This window comes from Micromonospora maritima (assembly GCF_902825405.1).
Taxonomy (GTDB): domain Bacteria; phylum Actinomycetota; class Actinomycetes; order Mycobacteriales; family Micromonosporaceae; genus Micromonospora; species Micromonospora maritima.
Genome location: NZ_CADEAU010000394.1, coordinates 1 through 4,939 on the forward strand (window position 1 = coordinate 1; position 4,939 = coordinate 4,939).

Consider the following 4,939-nt stretch of genomic DNA (forward strand, 5'->3'; position numbering starts at 1 on the left):
GCCTCGGCCAGCTCGGCCTGGGCCTTGGCGATCTGCTGCTGCATCTTCTGCGCCTGCTTCAGCATCTGCTGCATGTTCGGCTGTCACGGCCTGGTCGCGCCCGGGTACGCCACCGCCGAGGTGGTCGCGGACCGGCTGCTCGGCGGGGCGGCCACGTTCCCCGGCGCGGACACCGCGACCAAGCTCAAGCTGCTCGGCGTGGACGTGGCGTCGTTCGGCGACGCGCACGGGGTCACCCCTGGCTGCCTCGACGTGACGTTCACCGACCCGGCCACCCGCTCGTACGCGAAGCTGGTCCTCTCCGACGACGCGCGGACGCTGCTCGGCGGCGTGCTGGTCGGGGACGCGAGCGCCTACCCGACGTTGCGGGCGAGCGTCGGCGGGCCGCTGCCCGCTCCCCCGCTGGCGTTGCTGTCGCCGGCCGGCGGCGCGGGCGCCGGCGCGCTGCCCGCCGCCGCCCAGGTCTGCTCCTGCAACGCGGTCACCCGGGCCGACCTGGACGCGGCGATCGCCGGTGGGGCCACCGACGTGCCGGCGCTGAAGGCGTGCACCCGGGCGGGCACCAGCTGCGGCTCCTGCGTGCCGATGCTCAAGCAGCTGCTGGACGCCGCCGGGGTACGCCAGTCCACCGCGCTCTGCGAACACTTCGACCTCACCCGGCAGGAGCTGTTCGACCTCATCCGGGTGCGCGGCATCCGCACGTTCTCCCGGCTCGTCGCCGAGCACGGGCGCGGGCGCGGCTGCGACATCTGCAAGCCGGTGGTGGCCTCGATCCTGGCCTCCCTCGGCACCGGCCACGTGCTCGACGGCGAGGCGGCGTCGCTCCAGGACACCAACGACCACTTCCTGGCCAACCTGCAACGCGACGGCAGCTACTCGGTGGTGCCCCGGATCCCCGGTGGGGAGATCACCCCGGAGAAGCTGATCGCGATCGGCGAGGTGGCCCGCGACTTCCGGCTCTACACCAAGATCACCGGCGGCCAGCGGATCGACCTGTTCGGCGCGCGGGTCGACCAGCTGCCGCAGATCTGGCGCCGGCTGGTCGACGCCGGTTTCGAGTCCGGTCACGCGTACGGCAAGGCGCTGCGCACGGTGAAGTCCTGCGTCGGCGACACCTGGTGCCGGTACGGGGTGCAGGACTCGGTCGGGCTGGCCGTCGCGTTGGAGCTGCGCTACCGGGGCCTGCGCGCGCCGCACAAGCTCAAGTCGGCGGTCTCCGGCTGCGCCCGCGAGTGCGCCGAGGCGCGGAGCAAGGACTTCGGCATCATCGCCACCGAGACCGGCTGGAACCTCTACGTCGGCGGCAACGGCGGCTTCCGGCCCCGGCACGCCGACCTGTTCGCCACCGACCTGGGCACCGGGGAGCTGGTCACCCTGATCGACCGCTTCCTCATGTACTACGTCCGCACCGCCGACCGGTTGCAGCGCACCGCCGCCTGGATCGAGGCCATGGACGGCGGCCTCGACCACCTCCGGGCGGTGCTCGTGGACGACTCGCTGGGTCTCTGCGCCGACCTCGACGCGGCCATGGCCCGGCACGTCGCGAGCTACTCCGACGAGTGGCGGGACGTGCTGGACGACCCGGACCGGCTGCGCCGCTTCACCTCGTTCGTCAACGCGCCGGACGTGCCCGACCCGTCCATCACCTTCGCGGTGGAGCGCGGCCAGCCGGTGCCGGCCCGGGGCGCGCCGCCGGACGGCGGGCGCCGCCGGCAGCCGGTCGTGCTGGGCCTGCCGGAGGTGCGGCGATGAGCCCGACCGTGACGCTGGGTTGGACGCCGGTCTGCCCGTCCGACCGGCTCGACCTCGACCGGGGCGTCGCCGCGCTCGTCGACGGCGTGCAGGTCGCGCTCTTCCGCACCGCCGCCGGGCTGTTCGCGGTGGACAACCTGGACCCGGTCGGCGGCGCGTACGTGATGTCGCGGGGCCTGGTCGGCAGCCGGGGCGGGGTGCCCACGCTCGCCTCCCCCCTGCACAAGCAGGTCTACGACCTCACCACCGGGCGCTGCCTGGACCTCCCCGGGGTGACGCTGCGGCGGCACCGCGTGCGCTGCCGGGACGGCCTGGTCGAGGTGCGGTTGCGGCAGGAGGAATGATGCGCGACGAGCTGGCCGGCTTCACCATCGGCGTCACCGCGGACCGGCGCCGCGACGAGCTGGCCGCCCTGCTCCAGCGGCGCGGCGCGCGGGTGGTCCTCGCTCCGGCGCTGCGGATCGTGCCGCTCGCCGACGACACCGACCTGCGCGAGGCCACCCGGGCCTGCCTGGCGCACCCGCCGGACGTGCTGATGGCCAACACCGGCATCGGGATGCGGGGCTGGCTGGAGGCGGCCGAGGGGTGGGGACTGGCCGAGCCGTTGCGCGGCACGCTCGGGCGCGCGTACGTGGTGTCCCGCGGGCCCAAGGCGACCGGGGCGATCCGCGCCGCCGGGCTGCGTGAGCACTGGTCGCCCGCGTCGGAGAGCTGCGACGAGGTGGTGGAGCACCTGGTCCGGCGCGGCGTCGCCGGCCAGGTGGTGGCGCTGCAACTGCACGGCGATCGGCAGCCGGAGTGCACCGAGGCGCTGGTCACGGCCGGGGCGACGGTGATCGAGGTGCCGGTCTACCGCTGGGCGCCGCCGGCCGACCCGGCGCCGCTGCACCGGCTCATCGACCTGGTCGCGGGGCGGCTTGTCGACGCGGTCACGTTCACCTCCGCACCGGCGGCCGAGGCCCTGCTGCGGGCGGCCGGGGACCGCGCCGAGACGGTGCTGGAGGCACTGCGCGGCGACGTGCTGGCCGGGTGCGTCGGCACGGTCACCGCCGAGCCGCTGGTGCGGCGGGGGGTGCCGGTGAGCGCGCCGAGCCGGGCCCGGCTGGGTGCGCTGGTGCGCACGATCGTCGAGGAGCTGCCCCGGCGTACCGTCTCGGTGAAGGCGGCCGGGCACGTGCTCACGCTGCGCGGGCACGCCGCGGTGGTCGACGGCGAGCTGCGCCCGCTGGCGCCGGCCCCGATGGCAGTGCTGCGGGCGCTCGCGGCGTCGCCGGGAAAGGTGCTCTCCCGCACCGCGCTGCTGCGGACGCTGCCGCGCGGCGCCGACGAGCACGCGGTGGAGATGGCGGTGGCCCGCCTCCGGGTCGGACTGAAGGCCCCCCGCGTGGTGCAGACGGTGGTCAAGCGCGGCTACCGCCTGCGGGTCGACTGACCCGCAGGCGGTCTCAGCCGACCGAGGCCGGGTAGCCGTGCTCGGCCTGGAGCCGGAGCATGGCGTGCTCCACCACCGTCACCAGCACCTGCTTGACCGACTCGCGCCGACGGGCGTCGCACATCACCAGCGGCACGTCCGGCGAGATGGCCAGCGCCTCCCGGATCTCCTCCAGCTCGTAGTGCGGCGCGTCGTCGAACCGGTTCAGCGCCACCACGTACGGCAGCTTGCGGTTCTCGAAGTAGTCCAGCGGCGCGAACGCGTCGGTGATCCGGCGGGTGTCCACCAGCACCGCCGCGCCCACCGCGCCCCGGATGATCTCGTCCCACATGAACCAGAACCGGGTCTGGCCGGGCGTGCCGAAGAGGTAGAGGATCAGGTCCTCGGCCATGGTGATCCGACCGAAGTCCATGGCGACCGTGGTGGTCTCCTTGCCCGGCACCTTCGACGGATCGTCGATGCCCACCCCGGCCGCGGTCATCAAGGCCTCGGTGGTCAGCGGCTGGATCTCGGAGATCGCCCCGACCAGGGTGGTCTTGCCCACCCCGAAGCCGCCCGCGATCACGATCTTCGCGGAGATGATCTCCCGGCCGCGGTTCGCCCCGTCGGGGTCATAGTTCGCGAAGTCCACTTAGCACCCTTCCAAGCAGGTTCATCCGCGCCGCGAAACCCGTCGCGGGAGCGGCAGTGTGTAGCGTCAGCAGGCCCTCGGCCACCATGTCGGCGACCAGCACCCGGGTGACGCCCAGCGGCATCCGGGTGTAAGCGGCGATTTCCGCCAGCGACTGTGCCCGGCCCTCACAGACCGAGGAGATGCGGTACTTGTCGTGCCCGGCGAAGCGCGCCTCCGCCGACTGCGTGGGCGTGCTGGACAGCACCGCCTCGAGCGCGATGTTCTGCAACGGCTCGGTGCGGCCCCGGGTGACCGCGTACGGTCGCACCAGCGCGCCGCGCGGATCACGTCGCGGTTCCATCTCGCGATCACCTCCCCTCGTACGGAGCCGAAGCGGCTCCGGATCACCAGGTCGACCGGCCCGGTCAGGACCGGACGGCGTCCCTCGGCAACGGGACCAACGCCTGGCCGACCCGCTCCACCAGCAGTGCCATCTCGTAGCCCACCTGGCCGACGTCGCAGCTGCGCGCCGCGAGCACGGCCATCGACGAGCCGTCGCTGATGGACATCAGGAAGAGATATCCGCTGTCCATCTCGATCACGGTCTGCAGCACCCCACCGGCGCTGAACATCCGCGCCGCGCCCTCGGTCAGGCTCACCACGCCGGAGGTGATCGCGGCAAGCTGGTCGGCCCGGTCCCCGGGGAGGTCCCGGGAGGAGGCGAGCAGCAACCCGTCCGCGGACACCGCCACCACGTGGGCGATGCCGGCCACGCTGTCGGCGAAGTTGGTGAGCAGCCAACCCATGTCCTGCATGGCAGCCGGCCTGTTCATCGGTTCGTCTCCTTGGTCGAGGTGCTGGTCGGGTCGGCGCCGGCCGTACGGCCCCGCTGGACGCCGCGGTGGTAGGCGGAGAGCAGCCCCCGCACCTCGTCCGGGGTGCGCCGGCTGCGGTCCCGCCCGCTCTTCGGTTCGATCCCGCCGGGCACGAGCTGAGCCTGCGGCACCCGCTTGGGCAGGCCGGAGCGGGTGGTGCCGCCGGTGGTGGGCTCCGCGGCCCGGCTGGCCCGGGTCCACCCCTCGTCGGCCGCCGTCCGCCAGGCCTCCGGGTCGATCGGTGCGGCGGGCGCGGGGGCCGGCGAC

The 4,939-nt window shown here is 74.0% G+C and carries 7 protein-coding genes; 3 read left to right on the plus strand and 4 right to left on the minus strand.

The window, feature by feature from the left end:
• From nirB to HUW36_RS25380, 3 genes are all read left to right on the plus strand, one after another.
• Nucleotides 1–1,752, plus strand: a 1,752-nt coding sequence (nirB, locus tag HUW36_RS25370; RefSeq protein WP_343044362.1) for a nitrite reductase large subunit NirB, incomplete at its 5' end; no start/stop codon positions are given.
• Nucleotides 1,749–2,096 (plus strand): nitrite reductase small subunit NirD, encoded by a 348-nt coding sequence (gene nirD, locus HUW36_RS25375; protein WP_174530463.1) that lies wholly within the window; start codon nucleotides 1,749–1,751, stop codon nucleotides 2,094–2,096. The genes nirB and nirD, both read left to right, overlap by 4 nt.
• Nucleotides 2,096–3,184 carry a uroporphyrinogen-III synthase gene (locus HUW36_RS25380; RefSeq protein ID WP_174530464.1) on the plus strand — a complete coding sequence of 363 codons (1,089 nt, stop codon included), beginning with the start codon at nucleotides 2,096–2,098 and terminating at the stop codon, nucleotides 3,182–3,184. The genes nirD and HUW36_RS25380 overlap by 1 nt, the downstream gene beginning before the upstream one ends.
• 13 nt (nucleotides 3,185–3,197) lie before the next feature.
• Here the strand turns inward: HUW36_RS25380 and HUW36_RS25385 are convergent, their stop codons facing one another.
• From HUW36_RS25385 to HUW36_RS25400, 4 genes are all read right to left on the minus strand, one after another.
• Nucleotides 3,198–3,815 carry a GTP-binding protein gene (locus HUW36_RS25385; RefSeq protein WP_174530465.1) on the minus strand — a complete coding sequence of 206 codons (618 nt, stop codon included), beginning with the start codon at nucleotides 3,813–3,815 and terminating at the stop codon, nucleotides 3,198–3,200.
• Complete coding sequence (locus tag HUW36_RS25390) at nucleotides 3,796–4,158, minus strand: DUF742 domain-containing protein (protein WP_030501578.1); 363 nt, start codon at nucleotides 4,156–4,158, stop codon at nucleotides 3,796–3,798. The genes HUW36_RS25385 and HUW36_RS25390 overlap by 20 nt, the downstream gene beginning before the upstream one ends.
• A gap of 64 nt (nucleotides 4,159–4,222) precedes the next feature.
• A complete protein-coding gene (locus tag HUW36_RS25395; RefSeq protein ID WP_013288588.1) occupies nucleotides 4,223–4,630 on the minus strand; it encodes a roadblock/LC7 domain-containing protein in 408 nt (135 codons plus the stop codon).
• The coding region (locus HUW36_RS25400) for a hypothetical protein (protein ID WP_174530466.1) at nucleotides 4,627–4,939 on the minus strand (313 nt) is incomplete at its 5' end. The genes HUW36_RS25400 and HUW36_RS25395, both read right to left, overlap by 4 nt.

Excerpts from the sequence above, each read along its gene's own strand:
- nirD (WP_174530463.1), top strand. The coding sequence starts at position 1,749 with ATGAGCCCGACCGTGACGCTGGGTTGGACGCCGGTCTGCCCGTCCGAC.
- HUW36_RS25380 (WP_174530464.1), top strand. The coding sequence starts at position 2,096 with ATGCGCGACGAGCTGGCCGGCTTCACCATCGGCGTCACCGCGGACCGG.
- HUW36_RS25390 (WP_030501578.1), bottom strand. The coding sequence starts at position 4,158 with ATGGAACCGCGACGTGATCCGCGCGGCGCGCTGGTGCGACCGTACGCG.
- HUW36_RS25395 (WP_013288588.1), bottom strand. The coding sequence starts at position 4,630 with ATGAACAGGCCGGCTGCCATGCAGGACATGGGTTGGCTGCTCACCAAC.